Below are 20,329 nucleotides of genomic sequence, written 5' to 3'. Positions count from 1 at the left end.
TTATGATAGAATATTTTTAGCATTTTTTCGATTATTTCCATTTTTTAATATACTTTAAGGAGAATTTATGATACTTCCAAAAAGAATCTTTCCCGAAACATTCAACAAGAAAGAGTTTTCGTCTACTCCATTTGCAGAATCCCTTCCGTTTCATATTAAAGAGTGCGGATATATCAGAGAACGAAAACTGATCTTTGGTAAAAAAAATAACTTCAACGACTATCTTCTTGTTTATACATTAGATGGTGTAGCTTCCTATACCAAAAATCAATACACACAGTTGATACAGCCTCACTCTATTGTCGTTACTGCCTGCAATACCACAAGTACGTTTTCGCGAAATTCCAAAGACTGGACTGCCTACTATTTTATTGTCAGCGGCAGCCACGCCAGACTTTTTTACAATCTGGTCCGCACACAAAACAATATTATTCTGAATAATCCTTTCACCAATATTCTGGATCTGTTTATGGAACTTTATGAAAACTGTATTTCCGAGCACGATACAAATGATTTTACTTACCAGTCAATCAATTCATCGCTCCTGATCCATCACATTTTTACAGCACTTTATGAACAGACTTCTGAAATCAACACAATTAAAGGATTGACTCCTGTTCAACAAAATGTCGTTTCTACTGCTTTAAAATTTATTCAGGAAAACTACAGCACTACTTTAGATATCGATACGATCTGTAGTGAAATCAGTTTTTCAAAACATTATTTTTGCAAACTGTTTAAAAAACAAATGGGGATTACCGTGCATCAATACGTAAACGAATATCGTATTTCTAAATCCAAAGAATTACTTTCTTACTCGAAGCTTTCTATCAATTCGATTGCTACTCAGGTAGGATTTAGAAATACACTTACATTTTTAAGAGCATTTGAAAAATCCATGCATATGACGCCGAGTGAATATCGGAATTATTACTAAGCTATAAATGAGCAAATTTGAAAAATTGCACAAAACTACACTGCGAATTTCATAAATGAATCAAAATCATTACTTTCCTTTGCGCATTGAAAAAGATAACGATACTTTTCCAGCTGAATGGTATCACAGATTTCGTGATATCCAGTTTCAAACGAGCAGAACCTACCAGTACCCACTGCACACATGAAATGTGCCAGTGACATAAGCAGCCAGTACCTTTTGATTCCCTATGCAGAGCGTATCTGATAGCCGTCCAGTGCCAGTTTCTCCTTACACTGGCGGAAAAACACTTCAATCGGCCATCGACACACATACCAGGAAAGAATCTCCTGTGTAGATAGGGCTGCGTTTGTACTGATGAAAGCACGCAATGCTTTGGGATTACCAAATGCTTTTTCCGGATAACTCAAAAGAACTACCGCATTTTCTATGCCGTTGAGGTTTCCCTCGTACCGGTACACATAATCGTTTCGTTTTTTGACTGTCACAAGGTCAAATTCACGATGTGTAACAGACAATTCGGCGGCCAGTTCACGAAGTTTCTTTTTCATTCCCGATGGATACAGCAAACGGTTTGTTTTCAAAGCACCGATGGTATGGAACCCTCTCTGTGCAAAGGTATTGATTATCTTTTCAGAAACATACCAGCAGTCACAAAGAAAATAGGACATTACCGGTGGAACAGGCAGCTCCTTTGCAATGCTTTGTACAATGTCAATCTTGGAAATGGAGTTATTGTACATTACAAAAGCATAGTTCAGAACAATGCCATTGCAGGAAAGCATAACAGCAACTGCCTGATGCCCGTAATCCTGTTTTCCCTTTAAATGGGATTGGTGAAAATACGCATCTTCAATCGGATGTAAAGCCTGTGACGAAGGCTTTGTCTTTGAAGCGATCGTATCGTCCACAATACAGAAAACAGGCTTTCCGGTGCGTGCTGCTTCTGAATAAATAATCTCAATGACAGAGCATTTTAACGTATCTGAAAGTAAGGAATCATCCCATTTTCTGGAATTGAGAAAATGGGCAATCGTCATTCTGTGGCAGGAACTGTTTTTAGCAAAGTCCGTGGTTTTTCCATGATATCCTGAAATAAATATGCTAATCAGGATGCTCATGAGGTGGTTCATCACTCGATTTGAATAAAATTTGCATAAATTTAATTTCTTAAACTGGTTGTATATGAATGAGGAATGATGTATAGTATTTGCGAGGGACACCTTCTTTCGTAAATGTTGCAAATGTTTGTTTTGGCACTTTCATTATACAACACACGGAATCGAGGTGTCTTTCTTTTATGCAAAATCACGAACTTACTCATTTATAGTTAAAATATAAAAACAGTTTACTTTACGTAAAACACAAATTAGCACTAAATAAAACGAGCAGAAAGAAAGTTATCCACTTTCCTCTGCTCGTTTTATGCTTTTATTCACATGATTCTCTCTGTTTTTACCACAGACTTTCATAAATCTTCATGACATCTGCCTTGCTTGGCACTCTCGGATTCGTTGCTGTACATCCATCCGCCAGCGCTGCTTCTGCCATACGCTCAATCTCTGCAAAATATTCTTCTTTGGAAATCTTGCCCATCTGCGAAACAGACAACGGAATATCCATTTCCTTCAACATAAACTGTACCCAGTTCACAAGGTTTCTGACTGTCATAATCGTGTTATAACTGCTCAGCCCTAAAATTCTGGCTACTGTTTTATATCGTTCCACAGCAGGCAGATATTTTGCCTGACTCTTGCTATGCTTGTTGATATCACTGTTGAACTCAATGATATGCGGCAGCAGCATCGCATTTGCGCGTCCGTGCGGAATATGGAATGTTGCTCCAAGCTGGTGTGCCATTCCGTGGTTCAGTCCCAGAGACGCAGAATTGAATGCAAGACCTGCCAGACAGGATGCAGAATGCATCTTTTGTCTTGCATGAGTATCACTTCCGTCCAGATATGCTCTCAGCAGGAAAACTCCGCAGATTTCAATTGCTTTTTCTGCCAGTGCCGTTGCAAAATCATTTCTGTCTGTACTTACACATGCCTCAAGCGCATGGGTAAATACATCCATTCCGGTATCTGCTGTAACCGCAGGCGGTACACTCTTTACAAGTTCTGCATCCAGGATTGCCTCATCCGGTGTCAGATCTCTGGATACCAGCGGATATTTTCTCTGCTCTGCCGGATCCGATACAACTGCAAAAGAGGTCACCTCTGACCCCGTACCGCTTGTCGTCGGAATCGCGATCAACCCTACATCACCGTAGTGCTCAATCCGCACTGCAAATTCCCGGATTGATTTGGAAGAATCAATGGCAGAACCCCCACCCACTGCGATAATTGCTTCCGGTTTATACGCCAGTAATTTTTTTACGCCTTCACTGATCTTTTCAATCGGCGGATCCGGCACAACATCCTGAAAAATGTCATACTCAATATGCCCTTTTTTCAATGGATCTGTGATCAGATTGATCATACTGCTCTGTGCCAGAAACGGGTCTGTAATAACCAGTACTTTTTTATATGGGATCTCTGAAAGACGGTCTAATGCATTGTCCCCAAAGTATACTTTTGTTTTTATATCAAAGCTCTTCATAGCGTCCTTCCTCTATTCTGGATAGATACACTCTATCCCCAACTTTTTGAATTCTTTCAGCCACTTCATCTCGGGCTTTTCATCCGTTACGATCATTGTAATATCTTTCAATCTTCCGACCGTCATAAAGGCTGTTGCCCCAAACTTACTGCTGTCAATTGCAAGAATACGCTCCTTAGCATTTTCCAGCATTGTTCGTTTGTTATCTGCAAGAAGTTCATCAGAATCTGTAAGTCCTGCTGCCATATCCAGGCCTTTGCACGAAATAATTGCTTTGTCTGCATGATACGACTGGAGCATCCGGTTCGTCTGGGTTCCCACAAGAGCAAACGATCCCTCTCTTGATACTCCGCCTGTAGATAATACCCTCCAATCTGACATATCCAAAAGCTCGATCACAATTTCCATTGAATTGGTGATCAGCGTCAGATTCTTTTTATCTTTCAGTCCTTTTGCAATATAAACTGCGGTAGAACTCGCATCCAGCATAATGCTGTCTCCATCCTGTACGATCTTTGCCACCAGCTCTGCAATCCGTTGTTTTCCGATCACATTGCGGTTCTTTCTGATATTGAAAGGCAGATCTATATTCATATTCTCATTGATCACAGCACCGCCGTAGCTCTTGATTGCGTAGCCATCATTCACAAGCTTATCCAGATCTCTTCGAATCGTCTCTTCTGACACTTCATAAATCTGGCTTAACTCACTCACGACTACCCTTCGGTCGGTCTGCAGTTTTTCCAGAATTTCATTACGTCTTTCAATTGCCAGCATCGTGTTGCCTCCTGATAAATTCTGTCTCAAAACCTTTGTTATTGCCGTATACAAATATCAGAAAACAGGATCCTCTGATCTGGACGTCCTCTGTTTTCTGATACTTGTCATGGCTGAATTCTTAATTATAAAATTGCGTCGCGGATCTGTGCATCCGGATGTGCGATCACTGCAGAATCCAGATACATACCATCGTCAGATACTGCTTCTTTTGCTCTGTCGATCGCAGCTTCTACAGCAGCAACCTCACCTGTCAGCATCAGATAAGATTTTCCGCACATACCTCTTGCAAGGCGTACTTCGATCAGATCAACGATTGCTGTTTTTGCAGCTTCATCCGCTGCCACGATGATCGAAGATGCATCATAGGACTCAATGATACCCAGTGCTGATACATCCTTGATTTCTGCAGCTCCATAAATTGCAGGGAAAATGGATTCATGCGGATTACCAAGTACAAAACTGTTGATCAGATGTTTTCCATGCATTGTTTTTGCATTGTCAACAGCAGAAGTTACTGCACTTAAATCTCCTGTAATAATTACAATGTATTTTCCCGGACATACGGTCTGCGCTTCGATAATGCTTACTTCAGAAGTTTTTACCATAGAATCTGCCGCTACGACACCTGCTGAAGTAGTCTTATATTCTACCATTCCAATTGCCTTACTCATTATCTGCACGTCCTTCCTGTGTCTCTATGACTACATATTTCTCATTTACTTCGCTTACCAGACCATTGACGGAAGCGTGGATTCCAACACTTAAGCCCTTTGCCGGTTCTGCGATCATCTGTCCTTTGACTACCATATCTCCCGGTTTTACAACACAGGAAGCAGGCGCTCCGATATGCTGGCTCAACATGATCTTCACTCGTTTTACAGGGATCACGGATTCATCCAGCGGAGCTTCTTTGTTATATTTTGTCAAGTCCAGTCTTGACATCAGACGTTCCATCGGAACTCTTCTGTAAGATCTTTCTTCTCCTACCGGTACTGCTGTCACTTCCGGCGCACGAAGTCCGTTCGCACGAAGTCCGTTTTTGTATTCCAGCATCAGTGTTCTAGGAGAAAGCTCCTGCGGACAGGAATATAACTCACAGACACCACATGAACAGCAGAAGAATGTATTGATAAAGATATTCGGCTGCTGAACGTCTTTGCATGTTGCCGCACGCATAAACAAGTGTGGCTGAATCGGGTGTCCAAGCAGATGTCTTGGACATAAATCTGTACACATTGAACACTGACAGCAGCATGCAGCCGCACGTTTCATGTCAATGGAAGATTTGCTTCTTTTTCTCTTTACGAGATAATGATCCTGCGGCAATACCAGTACCGCGTTGGTTGTTTTCGTAACCGGCTGCGAACCGCTTCCGATGAATCCCATCATCGGTCCTCCGATAAAATATACCGGATCTTTTACAGTTGTTCCGCCTGCAAGTGCCACGACTTCCTCGATTGTAGTTCCGATCGGTACACGAACTGTCACCGGATGCTCTACCTCGGCAACAACGGATACCAGTTTATCTACAACAGGAGTCTGCTGATTCATAGCGCGCCATACGTTGTAGATCGTCTCAACGTTGAATACCGCAACGCCGCTCTCGATCGGAAGTCCTCCCGGACGTACGACCTTTCCTGTCACTTCGTAAATCAGAACAACCTCATCACCTGCCGGATATACTTCATCCAGCAGTCCCAGTCTGACTTCCGGATATTCTCCGATTACACTCTCGACTGCCTCAATTGTCTGCTTATATGCTTTTTTGATTCCGATAATGACTTCTTTTGCGCCTACAGCCTGGCCTACCAGGTGAAATGTATCCACAATCTCACGCGCATATTTTTCCAATAACTGTCTATGTAATCTCAGTAGTGGCTCACATTCTGCACAGTTCAGGATAATTGTTTCTGCACGCTGATCCAGTTTCGCATAAGTCGGGAATCCTGCACCACCTGCACCAACAATTCCGTTTTGCTGCAATATGCTGCTTAATTCTTTCATATCCATAATTTCACTACTCCAGTCCTGTTCCATCGTCAATAATTCCAACGATCGCTGCATCAATAGGAGCATCGCTCATGCCGCAGCCAATCCGTGCCGCACTGCCCTGTGCCACCAGCACATACTCTCCTATTCCCGCTCCGATCTTGTCAATCGCAATGAGTTGTTTTCCAGATGTCTGCATATGATCCAGCACATCCACTATCATGAATTTATTGCCGACCAAATTTTCACATTTCCGTGTCGAGATAACACTTCCTACTACTTTTCCTGCTATCATACTTTCCTCACTTCCTCTTGCGATTTTCTAATGTAAGTATCTATTTTATAATTCTTACAGTCTGTCCAGTCGCAATCTTCGCTGCATTCGCTTCATCAGTATCGATATGCATCTCCAGCGTAAAGCTGTCATCCACACGGATCTGTACATGATTGAAAACAGTGCCTCTTTCATTCTCCGCCTGCACGGATACCACATCCCCGTCATGCACTCCGGCTGCCATTGCGTCTTTCGGCGGCATATGAATATGTCGTTTTGCAATGATACATCCTTCATTCAGATAAATCGCACCTTTTGGTCCGACAACTGCGATCGGTGCACTTCCTGCAACATTACCGGATTCCCGAATCGGAGCCTTCACTCCAAGTTTAATTGCATCTGTAGCAGAAACCTCAACCTGAGATTTGCTTCTTACAGGTCCCAGAATTCTTACATTTTCGATTGCTCTGAGCTTCAGACCGACAATTGTAACTGTCTCATTGGAGGCAAACTGTCCGCCCATCAGTTCTTTTTTCTTCGTCAGCTGATATCCTGGTCCGAATAATGCTTCCACATGCTCCTGTGTCAGATGAATGTGTCTTGCAGATACCCCTACCGGAACCAGATATCCCGGTTCTTTTTCGGAAGATTTCTGTTTTTCTACAGCTTCCAGAACCATCTTTGTAATCAAAGCTACATTATTATTGTCCATATTAATTCTCCTCATCAATGCATGCCCGCCCTTAAATCCGGCTGTAGCACAAGAACATATGCGAGCTGATCCGCTCGCATATGCTCTCATTTACAACCGTTACCGCTGACTGAAATGATTCGGGCATTTTTTTGAAACCAAAACTTATTTGATTGCCGGAAGAATTTTTTCTACGTCTGTGTGTGGTCTTGGGATTACGTGTGTTGCCACTAATTCACCAAGTCTTCCTGCTGCTTCTGCACCTGATTCTACTGCAGATTTTACAGCTCCAACGTCTCCACGAACCATTACTGTTACCAGTCCGGAACCGATTTTTTCTGTTCCGACTAAAACTACGTTTGCAGCTTTTAACATTGTATCTGCTGCTTCAATAGATGCTACAAGACCTCTAGTTTCAACCATTCCTAATGCTTCCTGTGCCATTCTTCGTTCCTCCTTCAATTCTACTTTTGTTTCCGCCTGCTCTGCCTTCTTAGCGCTCTTCCTTACTCTCTGTACGGTTTTGGCCGGCGCTTTGGCTGCAGTTGTTTTCTTTCTTGCGGCAGGCTTTGCAGTTGTCTTTGCACTTTCCTGCTCTGCCGGTTTCTTTTCCTCTGCCATAAGGGCTGCCTCCTAACGTATCCGATTGACGCTCTTATTAATCAATTTGATGATCTCTTCATGGGGACTCGGAATCACCGTATAACATACCGGCTCTTTGATTCCATTCGCTGCGGCAGCTTCAATGGCTTGTGTTACAGCGGATACATCGCCACGGATAATGATCGTCACAAGACGTCCGCCGAGTTTTTTCTCCCAGGTGATCATCTCAACATCTGCGGTTTTACACATAATATCGACAGCATCGATAGCCGCTGTTACACTCGGGATTTCAAAAAATCCATAACACTGTCCCATGAGACTTCTCCTTTACTTTCTGTAGTCCTTAATTATACAGTTGGAAGGATTTTTTCTACGTCGTTGTGTGGTCTTGGGATTACGTGTGTTGCTACTAATTCTCCAAGTCTTCCTGCTGCATCTGCTCCTGTCTCAACAGCTGCTTTAACAGCTCCAACATCTCCACGAACCATAACTGTCACAAGTCCGGATCCGATTTTCTCTGTTCCAACTAATGTTACCTCAGCTGCTTTTGTCATTGCATCTGCTGCTTCGATTGCTGCTGTAAGTCCTCTTGTTTCTACCATTCCTAATGCCTGCTGTGCCATTGCCATTTTTAAATCCTCCTAAATCTCTTCAATCTCTTCTTTGTTTATTTTGTGTGGTGTTCCTTTGTCGAACGCGCTGATCTTCAACATCTTTTCCGTATCCTCTGTCGGTCTTGCGATCTCATATTCATTCACAACACCTGCCAGCTGCTCTGCTTTGGCTTTTGCCGCCTCCAGCGCTGCCTGCACGTCAGAGACACTTCCTCGAAACTTGATCATCACGATCAGCGGTACCGGTAATTCATCTGCATTACCCGGTTTGTTTTTATCAAAATTCTCCAGCCAGACGTTTCCTGCCTTGCATCCTGCATCCGCTGCTGCAAAGGCGGTCGCCAGACCGAAAACTTCAAGCATGCCTACTGCTTCTGCCATATCCATTCTCCTTCTCTGGAATGGCCGTCACTATTTGTTGATAATAGCGATCTTCAGACCTTCCATTGCAAGATTTGTTCTGTGAGCTTCGTTGATCTCCTCTAACGGGAATTCGTGAGTGATCAGCTCATCCATCGGAAGTCCAATTCCTTTTGCTCTCTTTAAGAAATCAAATGTTGTAGCATAATCTCTTAAAGTATATACCCAGGATCCTACCAGTGTGATCTCTTTTGAACACAGGTCGAAGTGTGGGTTGATCGTTGCATCTCCACCATTGATGAAGAATCCGAGTTCACAGAGTCCTCCACCGTTTCTGATGAATTTGTAGATATTTGCATGTGCCACAGGAGATCCTGTACACTGGAATGCAAAGTCTGCTGCGTATCCGCCGAATGCATCTTTTACACCCTGTGCGAGTGCATCGATTCCCTGGAAATCTTTGAAGTTTACAGATTTCTCTGCGCCCATCTTCTTCGCAAAGTCAAGTCTCTTCTGCTCTCCGTCAACTGCTACGATATTCTCGATACCCATCGTACGGAGAACTGCGATACAGATCAGACCGATCGGTCCGCATCCCTGAACAACAACTCTGCTGTTGAATCTTAAGATACCTGTTGTCTTTGCTCTCTCTACTGCATGTACCAGTACTGCACATGGTTCGATGAGGATTCTGGATTTCAGATCCAAATCACTTACATTAAATACTGTAGATCCCTCGCGGATCAGGATGTAATCTGAGAACCATCCGTTCAGATGAATGTCATCATCCGGAAGAAGTCCGTACACATCTGCTCCACCTACGTTTTTCTTGTTCAGGTCGAACATCTCGATATCCGGATCATCTTTAAAAATCATACAGGTAACAACCTTATCCCCAACCTTTAATGGTTTTCCTGCACTGTCAACTTTTACATTTTTACCCATTTTTACGATCTCACCGGTTCCCTCGTGACCAAGAGCTACCGGGATCAGTCCAAATGGATCTTTTTTAAATTCGTGTGCATCTGTTCCACAGATACCGCATCCTTCTACTTTGACAAGAATGTCTCCGTCGCCGACTTCCGGCATCGGGAATTCTTTTACTTCATAATTTTCCAGAGCTGTCAGCATTGCTACATGTGCTGTCTTTGGAATTTCATTGCTTCCTGTGTTTGCTTTTGCTACAGGTGCTTTTACTGCCGGTTTTCCTTCCAGCATGCTTTCCAGAACCTGTTTTACAACTGCTTCCACACTTGCTGAGTTCATTTCCATGTTTGTTTCCTCCTATTTATACTTCCTGACGAAACTGTCTGCATTCCATTAACGAATGCACAGGCTGTCTGTCATTACGCAACGTCTTCTCTTTGTGAATGTGCTTGCGCTTGTGAGTCCTTCGCCAGTTCTGCTTGCGATCGTAAACGTACAATATCCTTCTCCGCCGAATCCAAGGGCTGCATAAGATGGTCCGTTTTTCACAAGAATTGCTGTATCGATTGCTTTTGCATATTTTGTAATGTTATCCACATTCTTAGAGTGAATATGAGCGGAATGTCTGTTGCCGTGTTCCAGCCATACTGCCTGTTCTACCGCATCATCAAAATCTTTCGCTCTTACAACTCCAAGAATTGGCATCATCAGCTCTTCTGCAATCAGAGGATGTTCCTTCGGTCCTTCAAATGTAATGCATCTGATGTTATCCGGAACTGTGATTCCAATCATTCCAAGAAGTGTCTTTGCATCACGTCCTACACATTTTCTGTTCAAACGTCCGCCTTTTAACACAACTTCTGTCAGAGCATCCTGCTCTTCTTTGGAAATCATGTAACATCCCTGTTCACTTACCATGTAATGAAGAAGTTCATCTGCGATAGAATCTACCGCAACAATCTCTTTTTCTGCGATACATGGAAGATTGTTATCGAATGTACATCCGTTTACGATATCTTCTGCTGCTTTTCTGATATCTGCTGTCTCATCGACCAACGCCGGCGGATTTCCCGCACCTGCTCCGATTCCTCTCTTACCAGAAGAAAGAACTGCTGTCACAACTCCCGGGCCTCCGGTTGCTGCGATCAGATGGATGTCTTTATGCTTCATCATAATATCGCTTGTTTCCATTGTCGGATGCTCCACTGTCACTGCAATGTTCTCTGGTCCGCCAACTTCTACAGATGCTTCATTCAGCAGATTTACTGCATAAATAGATGTTTTGATCGCTGCCGGATGCGGATTGAATACGACTGTATTTCCTCCTGCCAGCATACCGATCGTATTGCAGAGTACTGTCTCACTCGGGTTCGTACATGGGGTGATCGCTCCGATCACACCAAATGGTCCCATCTCGATCAGCGTCAGTCCTCTGTCTCCTGACCATGCGGTTGTTGTAATATCTTCCGTTCCCGGTGTCTTCTCAGCAACCAACTGGTGTTTCAAAATTTTATGTCCTACATTTCCCATGCCTGTTTCCTCAACACCCATACGTGCAAGGATTTCTGCATTTTCTTTGATCTTCTCTCTGATCTTGGAAATGATTGCCTCTCTCTGGTCCATAGACATCTTCGCAACGATCTTCTGTGCCTTTTTCGAAGCTTCAATTGCTTCATTCATGTCAGAAAATACGCCTTTTTTTCCAGATACATCGGAAGAAATCTGCATTTTAGCTACCACTTCCTGTACGATGTCCTGTACCATTTTTTCATTTACAGACACGCCAATACCTCCTCAAAAATCTCTTTGCCATAGGCTGCTATCGCAGTGTCTTCTTCAGCACTTCCTCCGCTAACGCCCAAAGCTCCGATTATTTTGCCATCTGCTTTTAGCGGCTCTCCGCCTCCGAAGATCACAATCTTGCCCTGATTGGTAAACTGGATCCCGTACAACGACTGTCCTGGCTGGCTTAAATGACTAAGTTCTTCCGTTGACATCTTGAGGCTCGCTGAAGTAAATGTTTTATTAAGTGCTATATCAAAGCTTGCTATGTACGCATCATCCATACACTGGACTGCAACAGGGCGACCTGCCTGATCAGATACCGCAATCACAACATTGACACCCATTTCCTGTGCATATGCTTTAACTTTTTCAATCAGAGTATTTGCCAGCTTTAAGGTCATCTTGTTCTTATTGCACCGACAGACATGTCCTTCCCCGTGATGCGCATGCTGTCCATTCATTTGTCCCAGCACTGCCTCCACAGCTTTGGAAATATCCTGTTCGTTCATAGCAGTCCTCTTTCTAAAGTTAGTTCAGTCCTAACTGATCCATAACTTTCTTTGTGATAGATGCTACCAGATCTGCATCCGGTGTCTCTTCTGTTTTTGCAGCACCGCATCCGCCTCCGCATGAATGACAGCTTGGTTTTCCAGCTTTTGCATTTGGACACAGATTTGCAGGGTGTTTTCCACTCAGACCCATCTGTCTTCTGATCTCATAAAGTTTTTCAACCTGCTCTTTATTCAGCTCCTGTGGTCCACCAATCTGCATTGTCTGCCATAACAGACGAGCGTAGAACTCTACAGATTCCATCTTATGGTAAGCGTTCAGTAAGGAATCAGAATATGTCAGTGCTCCGTGGTTCTCAAGCAGAACTGCATCGAAATACTGCAGGTGCTCAGATACTGCATCCGGAATCTCTACTGTAGAAGGTGTACCGTATTTTGCGATCGGAACACATCCAAGAGCGATAACTGCTTCCGGCATGATTGGCTGTGTCAGAGGAATACCAGCGATTGCAAATGTTGTAGCATACAGCGGATGCGCATGTACTACTGATTTTACGTCCGGTCTCTCTTTGTATACACGTAAGTGCATTTTAATTTCAGAAGAAGGTCTGAATCCTTTGTTTGCCTGAAGTACGTTTCCGTCCAGGTCTACTTTACAAATATAATCAGGTGTCATAAAACCTTTGCTGACCCCTGTTGGTGTACATAATACTTCGTTCTCGCTGATTCTTACGGAGAAGTTTCCGTCGTTTGCAGCAACCATCCCACGATTATAAACTCTTTTCCCAATTTCACACATCTCTTTTTTGATTTCGTATTCGTTTTGCATCCTTTTTTCCTCCTTGGATTCTTAAAACAAACCTTTTGATTCTTGTTGGTTCTTGTCTTATATTACCACACAAACCCACAACAGTCAACTTTTTAAGGTGTTGTTTTTGTTGTTTTTCTGTTTATCCTCCGATCTGACACTCAACCCCTGAAAACTCTTCTGCCACTTTTAGGAGCATCTGCATTTTCTCATTGGCCGGCGGCTTAACCTCACCCATAAGATAAGGTCTGTTCAGACCGTCATATTTGTCCTGTCCCAACCTGTGATAAGGGAGCAGGTGCAGTCGTTTTACATGACCAAGCTCTCTCGTAAATACTGCAATATCCCTGATTTCTTCCGGTGTATCATTGAATCCCGGAATGACCGGAATCCGGATACTGAGCTCTGTCATCCCGGAAGCGGCAATTTTTTTTGCATTTTCCAGCATCAGTTCATTGCCGCGTCCTGTAAATTCTTCATGCTTTTTCGAATTCATATGCTTGATATCCAGCAGATACTGATCCAGATATGGAAGAATCTCCTCGATCACACTGTAATCTGCACATCCCATACTTTCCATCGCTGTCGTGATCCCGGCCTCATGAGCAGCCCGCAGCATATCTCTTGCAAATTTCGGCTGACAAAGGCTCTCTCCTCCGGACAGAGTCAGCCCCCCGCCGGTTCTTCTGTAGTATGTTCTGTCCTTTTCCACCGTCTTCATCACTTCGCCGACTGTGGTATCCTCTCCGATGATCTTCGGCTCTCCCTGTACCATCATAGTCTCGATTTCATATGACTGAGATTCCGGATTACAGCACCATCTGCAGTGAAGCACACAGCCTTTTAAAAAGACGATCGTACGGATTCCGTTACCATCATGGATCGAATATCTCTGGATATCGAAAATCCGTCCTTTTGTTTTTAAGTAATCTTCCATGTCGCACACCTTTCTGCCTGTATCCTAAAATCCCTGCTCTGTTCTGCGGATGATGTCATCCTGCAGTGACTTGGACAGTGTTGTGAACAATGCGCTGTAGCCTGCCACACGTACGACCAGGTGCTTGTACTGTTCCGGATGTTTCTGCGCATCCAGAAGTGTCTCTCTGCTGACAACATTAAACTGCATATGGCTTCCCTTCTGATCAAAGTAAGAACGGATCAGCCCTACAAAGTTCTCCAGTCCATTTCTTCCGCTGAGTGCAGAAGGATGGAATTTCTGATTAAATAAGGTACCGTTTGATGCAATGTAATGATCCAGTCTGGAAACAGAGTTCGCAGCCGCTGTCGGACCATTGACATCTTTTCCTGCAGACGGAGACACACCATCGGCCACCGGCTGATATGCCAGACGTCCATCCGGAGTCGCTCCCGTCTGTGCACCGAGCGGTACATTGGCGGATACCGGATAAAGCCCCGCCTGGAAGGAACCGCCTCTCGGATTTTTGTAATTCTGAAGAGGTTCTGTATAGGTGTAGGCAACATCTCTTGCAAATGCATCTACTTCCGGAATATCATTTCCGAATTTCGGCACTTCTTCGATCAGCTTCAGGATTCTTTCCCCGTTTGCCTTTACTTCCGGTGCTTCGGATGCCGCAACTACAGTATTTAAAATTGCAGCGACCTCTTTTTCACCGATCGTCTTTCCGGCTTCTTTAAGCTCATTCGCAATCTTAGCCGTCATGGCGGCCACATCTTCCGCTCCAAGTCCCTTGCCATAATTTGTTGCAAGCGCTTCTTTGAGTTCTCCCATCGTGATCTTCTTCTCATCATAGACAAGTGTTTTTACCGAATAGAGGGAATCTGCCATATTGGCAACCCCAAATCCCTGCGGACCGGTAAAGTTGTAGACAGCTCCACCTTCCTGCACTGTCTTTCCGACTTTCATACAGTCATCCACCATGGACGACAAAAACGGAAGCGGACATCGCTCTGCATGCGCCATATCTATGGCATTATCAGCATTGACCAAAAGCTGGATCGCATAATCCATCTGCTTTTTATATGCATCATAGAACTGTTCAAATGTCGTCATGTCCTCCACATTACCTGTTGCCGGACCGATGCGGACACCTTTGTCCATTCCATTAGAAAATACCAGCTCCAGCGGACGGCACATATTGAAAAACGCCGCATCATGCCATCCTTCTGTCTTACCGGACTTCTGTGGTTCCACACATCCAATGATGTTATAATCTCTTGCATCCCGCAGAGTCAGTCCTCTGCTCATCAGAGACGGTATGATCACTTCATCATTGTAATATGCCGGAAGTCCGATTCCGGTTCTTGTCAACTCTGCTGCCCTGATCAGGAATTCGTGTGGTGTTCCGTTCCATACCCGCACAGAAAGTGACGGCTGCGGAAGAAATACATGCATGGATGCCTGAATGCTCATAAAGGAAAGGTCATTCGTCACATCAATTCCTTCTTCATTCTGTCCTCCGGCAATCAGGTTCTGGAACAGACTGTAACCTGCAAACCCTTCCGCTGACGCTGCATCTCTGCACTTGTTCAGATCATTGAGTTTTACCCAGATACAATCCATCAGTTCCTGCGCAAACTCTCTTGTGATCTTGCCGCTCTCCATGTCCTTCTGATAATAAGGATACATGTACTGGTCAAATCTTCCCGGTGAGATCGAATGTCCGCTGGACTCAATCTGCAGAAGCTGCTGCACAAACCAGAAAGACTGGCAGGCTTCATAAAATCCTGTGGCACCTTTTTCCGGAACATTTGCACAATTCTGAGCAATCTGAAGCAATTCTCTTTTCCGAACAGGATCTGTGCATTCTTCTGCTTCTTTCAAAGCCAGTCTTGCATATCTTCTGGCATATTCGATGGCTGCATCACAGCTGATCATCACTGCCTCCAGAAAACGGGACTTCTTTTGATAATCTCCATCTGCCAGACACAGCTTATCAAGCTCTGCCTGTGCTTTTGCCTTGATTCCGGAAAATCCGATTGCAAGCACCTCGCCGTATTTTACGGTCACATGTCCCACACCATTGTAGAAATAATTTCCGGGGGTGAAGATATTGTGTTCCATTGCCAGCAGTGTCTCCGGTTCCATGTAAGAAGTGGCCAGTTCGCTGGTCGTTTTTCCTTTCCAGTAAGCATTGGCTTCTTTTAACTCCTGCTTTGTCTTTTCTGAAATATAGAACGGATCCGCACTTCTTGTCTCCACAGTATCAAACTCTGCTTCCAGCCATTCATAAGAAAATTCCGGATAGGTCTGACATCCTCTCGGTGCGATTGTTGTGCTTCCCACAATCAGTTCCAGGTCACGGATGACGATCGGAATATTCTCAAGAATGTGTGCAAATGCTTTTGCTCTGCGGATCACCATCGGCTCATTCTCTGTTTGTCTGTAAGATTCCGTGATCAAAATTGCTCTTGCAGACTCAATCTCAGGCATCTTTGCATACAGATTTTCTACCAGCTTCGGAATTCTGTCTGACTTTGGAATCTCAGTGCTGTCATAATTATACAATCCCATCTGCCTTGTTGCTCCTTTCTCATATTCGTATTAACTTTCTAAAGAAACCCTCTCTCTATCCAGTTAACGTCATTATACTTTACACAACAGCAGAAGTCAACAAAACTACAATATCATTTCCCGTCTTTATCCTTTAAATCAAAATAAATCAGAATTTATTTTATGTGGTTTTTGTTGTTTTTATTAAAAAACCACACCTCAGCGCATTGACAAAACTGCAGAAATCCATCATACTGGAAACAGAAATCTGGAAAGGTGGGACTTTTCATGTCACATTTTGAATTTGATATCCATACTCATACAATCGCCAGCGGACATGGTTCAGCTGCCACGATCACAGATATGGTCAAAACTGCACGTACACAGCATTTAAATATGCTCGGAATTTCGGACCATGGTCCTGCCACACTTGGCGGCGGAAAACCTGCATATTTCCGAAATCTTACTTATGCACCTAAAAACCGGATGGGAATCCGCATGCTGTACGGTGCCGAGGTCAGTATTTTAGACAATCACGGAAAACTGGATCTTGAGGATGAAATTTTAAAGCACCTGGATTATGTGATCGCCAGCCTGCACCGCCCTGCTAAGCGCCCCGGATCAAAGGAAGAAAATACACGTTCTTATATAGAAGCAATGAAAAAACCATATGTACGAATCATCGGACATTGTGATGATGTAAAATTCCCAGTAGACTACCTTGCACTGGTAGAAGCTGCAATGGAATATCATGTCATTCTGGAACTCAATGACAGCTCACTGCGCCCGGACGGCTACCGGGGCGATACCCGTTTTAACGATATGATGCTGCTCAACCTGTGCAAACATTTCCACTATCCAATCCTGTTGTCCAGTGACAGTCACGGAACCGGACATATCGGAAATTTTGATCATGCAATGGAACTGATCCGCATCGCTGAATTTCCGGAGGAACTGATCTTAAACCGCTCGTCCGGCGAATTTTTGAGCTGGCTTGAAAAATGGAACACTTTACAGATCAAATAAAACGGAGGGATTTTGATATGTTATTTGACAGCTTTGAAGCATATGATGTACAAGAAACACGGAGGATAAGTAAAGAAGAAGGATCCACGCTGCGGTTAATCACTCAGGTCTGTAAAAAAATACAAAAACAGATTCCCTTAGCTGAAATTGCAGAAATGTTGGAGGAGGATATCTCTGTCATTCAGCCGGTCTACAACATTGCAGTTCAATCTGCACCTGATTACAATGAGGATGCCATTTTTGCAAAATTACATCCAGAACTAAAAGAATCTGAATAAGTTTTGATACACCAAGACAAAAGAATCCGTCTAAATTTTCTTCATATATAAACAGGGCATCGCTCGATCCCCAAGTTAAATGATCAAGCGATACCCTCATCTTATGCAACTTTAAGCAGCATTACTTATATTTCATTTTCCATTCCAATCAGGTCAAACTTCTCGCAGCTTACGACAATTTCAAAATCATCCTTCTGCGGCTTTTTACACTTCACTTTGACAATCCGGTCTGACATATCATAATACCAGCCTGTCTCTGCTTCATCAAAGGCATCACGGATCAAGAAGCGCGGAATCTTCTCTCCGTCCACACTTACCCAGTAAGCGCCTTTTTCCTTACTTACCACATTTAAATTCAAATTCTCCCAGCTTTCCTGATAAAAACCATTCTTATGAAAATGGATCTGCTTTCTGTCGCCTGCCTTGACACTTATCTTTGTCTCTGCAAAATTGCCTTCCTCGTACTCTTTTGACCATCCATCATCATCATAATATGTAAATTCTGCATCCTCTTCGCAGCTTACGAACAAATCCAGTGCTTTCATCGTATCTTTTGCGATATGATGGATATCTTCCGTTGTCATATAGACAGCGGAACCTCTTAAGAACATCGGAATTGAGCTTAAATCTACCGGAAGTTCAATTGTCTGACCTCCTTCGTATGCTTTGAAGTTGTCATTCATATCATACCATGTCGTTCCCTTTGGCAGATAAATCGTCCTTGTAATCGCGCCTTTTTCAACCACATTTGCAACCAGCACAGACGGTCCAAACATAAAGGTCAGATTCTGATCACGATAACACTTCACATCCTCTGGAAACTCCAGGAACAACGGACGCATCACCGGCATTCCATTCTCATGAGACTCTCTCATTACGGAATAAAGATACGGAATCATACGATAACGCTGTGCATATGCAGCCTGTACATACGGCAGATTTTCTTCATACATCCACGGCTGGGTTACGGTATTGTCATTGTTGGCAGAATTAATACAGAACCTAGGCTGGAAGATACCGTTCTGGATCCAGCGAAGCAATAATTCCCCTCCCGGCGCCGGTCCTGCAAACCCACCGATATCACATCCTGCATTGGACATTCCGGACAATCCCATGCCCATAATGGTAGCAATGTTGAATTTCACGGTTCTCCAGTCTGTTAAGTTGTCTCCTGCCCAAACTTGCGCGTAACGCTGGATTCCGGCATAACCGGCACGATTGATAATGTAAGGTCTCGCTTTTGGATATACTTCTTTTAATGCCTCTTTTCCGGTATATGCCATCATATTAGACTGAATGATCTTCAATTCCGCCATAGTACCGCCCATACCTTCATGATCGCAGTAGGCATTTCTGTCTTCTACTCCATCATACTCACAGTTATCGTTCCAGACAGTCCGCATTCCTTTCGCCATCAGATTCTTCTTCAGCAATTCTTTCCAGGCATCACGTCCGGCTTTCTTCGTGAAGTCTACAAATCGTCCTTCACCACCCCACCATCGTCCTACATAATCTTCCGCTTTGTCTGGGGTCTTCACAAATGCATCATACTGTTCAAACACTTTTCTGTAAGGATGGTTTTTCAGGATCCCCGGCTTCATGTTCGGAATCACATTGATGCCCATCTCCTGCTCCATCTTCTCAAAGAATCCTTCCGGGTCCGGGAATCTCTTCTTATTCCAGTTAAATACGTAACGCAGGTTGTCTTCTTCTCCTGAAGAGTATCCGCTTGCCAGCCAGAAATTATCAATATAAATCTTCTCATCAAAATGTTTCTGAATGACTTTGTAAATCTCTTCGTCACAATTCTGTTCCAACTCTGCGTAATACATCGTAGAAGCTGTGTATCCGAGAGACTGCTTCGTCGGCATTGCCTGCCGCCCGGTCAGATAGGTATAACGTTCCAAAACGGAAGCCATCTTCGGACCGTTGATCAGAAACAAGTCGATATCTCCGCCATCCGCCTGATAATAACAGTAACTGTCCCAATATCCGCTTCGCTCATTTCCCATATCAAATACAGCGTCATAGGAATTATTGTAAAACAATCCCAGCGCATGAAGATTTTCTTCATTGACACGAATATAAAATGGAACATGTTTGTACAACGGCTCCCCAAATTCCGGATCTGCCCCAATGGCATCCTTCGGTGACATTCTCAAATGACGTCCTTTCTTATCCAGATGCCCAGTCTTTTCTCCGAATCCATAGAAATGATCTGTGTCCGCATGAATCTCTGAATAATGTGTCACCCTTCCAAGCTGATCCTGATCAAATGCGCGCTCCTTCAGATCATTATAGATCAGCTTTCCTTCCACATCATACAAAAGAAACTGAATCGGCTGCTTTTTCATAACAAGTTTCAATGCAGTTGTATGAAATATCAGCGCATCTTCCTTTTCTTCGCATACAACATCTTTCGCCTGAATCCGGGTGCGTTCCTCTTGAAACAGTTCATCCAGCTCATCCTCCCACGCAGTTGTAACAAGTGCATAAGAAGCCTCCTTGAATTTGCGATCAAAAGATACCCGGATCCGGATGATATCATCGGTCATAAATACCAACTTGATATCCCCTGCATCTCCATGAATCAAATATCCGTTATCTGTTTTCTCTATTCCGCAAAATTTTCTCAGTAACATAATTTCACTCCTTTCACTTTTAAAAAAGCCCGA

At 43.7% G+C, this 20,329-nt stretch carries 21 protein-coding genes; 3 read left to right on the top strand and 18 right to left on the bottom strand.

Going from position 1 to position 20,329, the window contains the following annotated elements; genetic code table 11:
* The first annotated feature begins 67 nt into the window (after window positions 1-67).
* Window positions 68-937, top strand: coding sequence for a helix-turn-helix transcriptional regulator (locus FXV78_RS09715; protein WP_004841567.1), 870 nt, complete (start codon window positions 68-70; stop codon window positions 935-937).
* Window positions 938-1,164: 227 nt separating this feature from the next.
* Here FXV78_RS09715 and FXV78_RS09710 read toward each other — a convergent pair whose 3' ends face one another.
* The 17 genes from FXV78_RS09710 to FXV78_RS09630 form a co-directional block, all read right to left on the bottom strand.
* Window positions 1,165-2,058, bottom strand: coding sequence for a transposase (locus FXV78_RS09710; protein WP_081448181.1), 894 nt, complete (start codon window positions 2,056-2,058; stop codon window positions 1,165-1,167).
* 334 nt (window positions 2,059-2,392) lie between these two features.
* Window positions 2,393-3,538, bottom strand: coding sequence for a 1-propanol dehydrogenase PduQ (locus FXV78_RS09705; protein WP_004841562.1), 1,146 nt, complete (start codon window positions 3,536-3,538; stop codon window positions 2,393-2,395).
* Window positions 3,539-3,550: 12 nt separating this feature from the next.
* Window positions 3,551-4,315 carry a DeoR/GlpR family DNA-binding transcription regulator gene (locus FXV78_RS09700; protein WP_004841561.1) on the bottom strand — a complete coding sequence of 255 codons (765 nt, stop codon included), beginning with the start codon at window positions 4,313-4,315 and terminating at the stop codon, window positions 3,551-3,553.
* 125 nt (window positions 4,316-4,440) lie between these two features.
* On the bottom strand, window positions 4,441-4,989 hold the full coding sequence (locus FXV78_RS09695) for a BMC domain-containing protein (RefSeq protein WP_004841559.1): 549 nt from the start codon (window positions 4,987-4,989) through the stop codon (window positions 4,441-4,443).
* Window positions 4,982-6,328 (bottom strand): 4Fe-4S dicluster domain-containing protein, encoded by a 1,347-nt coding sequence (locus tag FXV78_RS09690; protein WP_009244995.1) that lies wholly within the window; start codon window positions 6,326-6,328, stop codon window positions 4,982-4,984. Before FXV78_RS09690 ends, FXV78_RS09695 begins: the two co-directional genes overlap by 8 nt.
* A gap of 7 nt (window positions 6,329-6,335) precedes the next feature.
* Complete coding sequence (locus tag FXV78_RS09685; RefSeq protein ID WP_004841556.1) at window positions 6,336-6,602, bottom strand: EutN/CcmL family microcompartment protein; 267 nt, start codon at window positions 6,600-6,602, stop codon at window positions 6,336-6,338.
* Window positions 6,603-6,642: 40 nt separating this feature from the next.
* Complete coding sequence (gene pduL / locus FXV78_RS09680) at window positions 6,643-7,293, bottom strand: phosphate propanoyltransferase (protein WP_009244996.1); 651 nt, start codon at window positions 7,291-7,293, stop codon at window positions 6,643-6,645.
* Window positions 7,294-7,437: 144 nt separating this feature from the next.
* On the bottom strand, window positions 7,438-7,716 hold the full coding sequence (locus tag FXV78_RS09675) for a BMC domain-containing protein (RefSeq protein WP_024853107.1): 279 nt from the start codon (window positions 7,714-7,716) through the stop codon (window positions 7,438-7,440).
* A gap of 189 nt (window positions 7,717-7,905) precedes the next feature.
* A complete protein-coding gene (locus FXV78_RS09670) occupies window positions 7,906-8,190 on the bottom strand; it encodes a BMC domain-containing protein (RefSeq protein WP_004841551.1) in 285 nt (94 codons plus the stop codon).
* Between the two features lie 32 nt (window positions 8,191-8,222).
* Window positions 8,223-8,498, bottom strand: coding sequence for a BMC domain-containing protein (locus FXV78_RS09665; protein ID WP_024853108.1), 276 nt, complete (start codon window positions 8,496-8,498; stop codon window positions 8,223-8,225).
* Window positions 8,499-8,516: 18 nt separating this feature from the next.
* Window positions 8,517-8,870 (bottom strand): BMC domain-containing protein, encoded by a 354-nt coding sequence (locus FXV78_RS09660; protein WP_009244998.1) that lies wholly within the window; start codon window positions 8,868-8,870, stop codon window positions 8,517-8,519.
* A gap of 30 nt (window positions 8,871-8,900) precedes the next feature.
* Entirely contained in the window at window positions 8,901-10,121 is a 1,221-nt protein-coding gene (locus tag FXV78_RS09655; protein WP_004841546.1) for a zinc-dependent alcohol dehydrogenase, read from the bottom strand.
* Between the two features lie 48 nt (window positions 10,122-10,169).
* Window positions 10,170-11,558, bottom strand: coding sequence for an aldehyde dehydrogenase family protein (locus FXV78_RS09650; RefSeq protein WP_004841545.1), 1,389 nt, complete (start codon window positions 11,556-11,558; stop codon window positions 10,170-10,172).
* Window positions 11,549-12,070: a GlcG/HbpS family heme-binding protein gene (locus tag FXV78_RS09645; RefSeq protein ID WP_004841543.1), complete on the bottom strand. Its 522-nt coding sequence runs from the start codon at window positions 12,068-12,070 to the stop codon at window positions 11,549-11,551. The genes FXV78_RS09650 and FXV78_RS09645 overlap by 10 nt, the downstream gene beginning before the upstream one ends.
* Window positions 12,071-12,089: 19 nt before the next feature.
* Window positions 12,090-12,899 carry a class II aldolase/adducin family protein gene (locus tag FXV78_RS09640; RefSeq protein WP_004841541.1) on the bottom strand — a complete coding sequence of 270 codons (810 nt, stop codon included), beginning with the start codon at window positions 12,897-12,899 and terminating at the stop codon, window positions 12,090-12,092.
* A 121-nt stretch (window positions 12,900-13,020) separates the two neighbouring features.
* On the bottom strand, window positions 13,021-13,815 hold the full coding sequence (locus FXV78_RS09635) for a glycyl-radical enzyme activating protein (RefSeq protein WP_009245001.1): 795 nt from the start codon (window positions 13,813-13,815) through the stop codon (window positions 13,021-13,023).
* Window positions 13,816-13,839: 24 nt separating this feature from the next.
* Window positions 13,840-16,371: a glycyl radical protein gene (locus tag FXV78_RS09630; RefSeq protein WP_004841537.1), complete on the bottom strand. Its 2,532-nt coding sequence runs from the start codon at window positions 16,369-16,371 to the stop codon at window positions 13,840-13,842.
* Between the two features lie 267 nt (window positions 16,372-16,638).
* On the opposite strand from FXV78_RS09630, the gene FXV78_RS09625 reads away from it, so the two are divergent.
* Together FXV78_RS09625 and FXV78_RS09620 are read left to right on the top strand one after the other, a co-directional pair.
* On the top strand, window positions 16,639-17,376 hold the full coding sequence (locus FXV78_RS09625; protein ID WP_004841535.1) for a phosphatase: 738 nt from the start codon (window positions 16,639-16,641) through the stop codon (window positions 17,374-17,376).
* A 17-nt stretch (window positions 17,377-17,393) separates the two neighbouring features.
* Window positions 17,394-17,654, top strand: coding sequence for a hypothetical protein (locus FXV78_RS09620; RefSeq protein WP_009245002.1), 261 nt, complete (start codon window positions 17,394-17,396; stop codon window positions 17,652-17,654).
* Window positions 17,655-17,779: 125 nt separating this feature from the next.
* Here the strand turns inward: FXV78_RS09620 and FXV78_RS09615 are convergent, their stop codons facing one another.
* Window positions 17,780-20,296 carry a glycoside hydrolase family 31 protein gene (locus tag FXV78_RS09615; RefSeq protein ID WP_039959453.1) on the bottom strand — a complete coding sequence of 839 codons (2,517 nt, stop codon included), beginning with the start codon at window positions 20,294-20,296 and terminating at the stop codon, window positions 17,780-17,782.
* Window positions 20,297-20,329 lie beyond the last annotated feature (33 nt).

It is taken from the genome of Mediterraneibacter gnavus ATCC 29149 (genome assembly GCF_008121495.1).
GTDB classification, from domain to species: Bacteria; Bacillota; Clostridia; order Lachnospirales; family Lachnospiraceae; genus Mediterraneibacter; species Mediterraneibacter gnavus.
Note: the sequence above shows the minus strand (reverse complement) of the source record. Positions and strands in the feature narration are given on the sequence as shown.

Excerpts from the sequence above, each read along its gene's own strand:
- FXV78_RS09640 (WP_004841541.1), bottom strand. The coding sequence starts at position 12,899 with ATGCAAAACGAATACGAAATCAAAAAAGAGATGTGTGAAATTGGGAAA.
- FXV78_RS09705 (WP_004841562.1), bottom strand. The coding sequence starts at position 3,538 with ATGAAGAGCTTTGATATAAAAACAAAAGTATACTTTGGGGACAATGCA.
- FXV78_RS09695 (WP_004841559.1), bottom strand. The coding sequence starts at position 4,989 with ATGAGTAAGGCAATTGGAATGGTAGAATATAAGACTACTTCAGCAGGT.
- FXV78_RS09700 (WP_004841561.1), bottom strand. The coding sequence starts at position 4,315 with ATGCTGGCAATTGAAAGACGTAATGAAATTCTGGAAAAACTGCAGACC.
- FXV78_RS09615 (WP_039959453.1), bottom strand. The coding sequence starts at position 20,296 with ATGTTACTGAGAAAATTTTGCGGAATAGAGAAAACAGATAACGGATAT.
- FXV78_RS09635 (WP_009245001.1), bottom strand. The coding sequence starts at position 13,815 with ATGGAAGATTACTTAAAAACAAAAGGACGGATTTTCGATATCCAGAGA.
- FXV78_RS09690 (WP_009244995.1), bottom strand. The coding sequence starts at position 6,328 with ATGGATATGAAAGAATTAAGCAGCATATTGCAGCAAAACGGAATTGTT.
- FXV78_RS09620 (WP_009245002.1), top strand. The coding sequence starts at position 17,394 with ATGTTATTTGACAGCTTTGAAGCATATGATGTACAAGAAACACGGAGG.
- FXV78_RS09670 (WP_004841551.1), bottom strand. The coding sequence starts at position 8,190 with ATGGGACAGTGTTATGGATTTTTTGAAATCCCGAGTGTAACAGCGGCT.
- FXV78_RS09675 (WP_024853107.1), bottom strand. The coding sequence starts at position 7,716 with ATGGCACAGGAAGCATTAGGAATGGTTGAAACTAGAGGTCTTGTAGCA.
- FXV78_RS09660 (WP_009244998.1), bottom strand. The coding sequence starts at position 8,870 with ATGGCAGAAGCAGTAGGCATGCTTGAAGTTTTCGGTCTGGCGACCGCC.
- FXV78_RS09630 (WP_004841537.1), bottom strand. The coding sequence starts at position 16,371 with ATGGGATTGTATAATTATGACAGCACTGAGATTCCAAAGTCAGACAGA.
- FXV78_RS09625 (WP_004841535.1), top strand. The coding sequence starts at position 16,639 with ATGTCACATTTTGAATTTGATATCCATACTCATACAATCGCCAGCGGA.
- FXV78_RS09715 (WP_004841567.1), top strand. The coding sequence starts at position 68 with ATGATACTTCCAAAAAGAATCTTTCCCGAAACATTCAACAAGAAAGAG.
- FXV78_RS09645 (WP_004841543.1), bottom strand. The coding sequence starts at position 12,070 with ATGAACGAACAGGATATTTCCAAAGCTGTGGAGGCAGTGCTGGGACAA.
- FXV78_RS09665 (WP_024853108.1), bottom strand. The coding sequence starts at position 8,498 with ATGGCACAGCAGGCATTAGGAATGGTAGAAACAAGAGGACTTACAGCA.
- FXV78_RS09710 (WP_081448181.1), bottom strand. The coding sequence starts at position 2,058 with ATGAGCATCCTGATTAGCATATTTATTTCAGGATATCATGGAAAAACC.
- FXV78_RS09685 (WP_004841556.1), bottom strand. The coding sequence starts at position 6,602 with ATGATAGCAGGAAAAGTAGTAGGAAGTGTTATCTCGACACGGAAATGT.
- pduL (WP_009244996.1), bottom strand. The coding sequence starts at position 7,293 with ATGGACAATAATAATGTAGCTTTGATTACAAAGATGGTTCTGGAAGCT.
- FXV78_RS09655 (WP_004841546.1), bottom strand. The coding sequence starts at position 10,121 with ATGGAAATGAACTCAGCAAGTGTGGAAGCAGTTGTAAAACAGGTTCTG.